This is a genomic window from Natrialba aegyptia DSM 13077 (assembly GCF_000337535.1).
Taxonomy (GTDB): Archaea; Halobacteriota; Halobacteria; order Halobacteriales; family Natrialbaceae; genus Natrialba; species Natrialba aegyptia.
Genome location: NZ_AOIP01000049.1, coordinates 1 through 1,293, shown reverse-complemented (window position 1 = coordinate 1,293; position 1,293 = coordinate 1). Strand labels below are relative to the sequence as shown.

The window sequence follows — 1,293 nt, the reverse complement described above, 5'->3', positions numbered from 1 at the left end:
ACAAAACCCAACCACAGGTTCGGTTGGTGCGTCTGTCCGGGTCGGGGCGCGTAAGCCGCCCAACCTCATCCCGCTCGCTTGCCGAGCAGGGAGTGCTAGCACACAGCTGAGGGAACCAACAAAAGCCTCGGGCGCGGTGGCCCGAGGCTGTTTACTCCGTTCACGATTGTACCTCGGAACTAACTAACTGTTCAGTAAATATAGTCATTTGGCTTTGGCTGATCAGTGATAATATTTTCACTCGCACCGACCGCTCACTTGTCCAGCAGTACTCGTCGTAACGAGTGAAATCAGCCTATTCAGTGGAGATGGGAACAATACATTGAATACATTGTTTTGAGGATTGTAGTGGCAGCACCGGTATCCGAAGTATTCACAATTCAATTACTAATTAGTCAGTCAATAAATTGGAAGCAAGGAATATTTGCGAGATGTCGCTACTGACGGCATTTAGCGGCTTATTTCGGGCTAATTAGTTGGTTTTATCTGGAGAATTCGTTGGTGGGTCATAACGGTTATCAAACCGTAGAGTAAAGCAGTATCAAATGGGTGATCCATGGGATGAGGCCTTCTCGGAGCGACACGAGGAGATCATGCAGGCAGTCTATCGGGCCCTTCACAAACACGGATATGCTGACTTGACGATGAAACGAATTGCAGACGAATACGGTAAATCAACGGCTGCAGTACACTACTACTACGATACGAAAGACGAACTCCTTGCGGCTTTTCTCGATTACGTCCTGAAGGAGTTTGCCGATTCGATCCAAGATATCAAGACGACTGACGCAGAAGAGCGACTCGAACTACTGCTCGATCAACTCCTCGTCAAACCGCAGGAAGGGTTGGACCTTCCGATAGCGCTGCTCGAAATGCGGAGTCAGGCACCTTACAAGGATGCCTTTCGCGACCGATTTCAGCAAAACGACGAGTACATTCAGTATACGCTCAAAGCAGTTATCAACCACGGCATCGACGAAGGTGTCTTCAACGACGTGGACGCTGCCCACGTGACCCACTCGTTGATGACCATCGTTGACGGTGCCCGTACTCGAGCAGTCGTTCTAAACGATATCGAGGAACTCGAAACAGCGCGTCAGACTGCGAGTGAATATGTCGACGCGATGTTACTGTGACGAACTCGGCACGGTCTATCTGAGTCTATTTAAGGAACGAACAGGCCGCTGTGTATCTTGGGAATACTGGCACTGTCTAGTTTAGCACCTCGTCAGCTGGCGTTCGATTATCAAGCGATTGATGCGGTCTGAGGCGGTTGTAGTAATGCGCAAATAA

At 49.6% G+C, this 1,293-nt stretch carries 1 protein-coding gene and 1 pseudogene; one reads left to right on the top strand and one right to left on the bottom strand.

From position 1 onward, the window contains the following. Positions 1–545: 545 nt before the first annotated feature. Positions 546–1,136, top strand: a complete 591-nt coding sequence (locus tag C480_RS18075) for a TetR/AcrR family transcriptional regulator (RefSeq protein ID WP_006667073.1) — start codon at positions 546–548, stop codon at positions 1,134–1,136. 76 nt (positions 1,137–1,212) lie between these two features. On the opposite strand, the pseudogene C480_RS23175 reads toward C480_RS18075, so the two are convergent. Then, a pseudogene (locus C480_RS23175) lies at positions 1,213–1,293 on the bottom strand (IS6 family transposase); the annotation flags it as partial.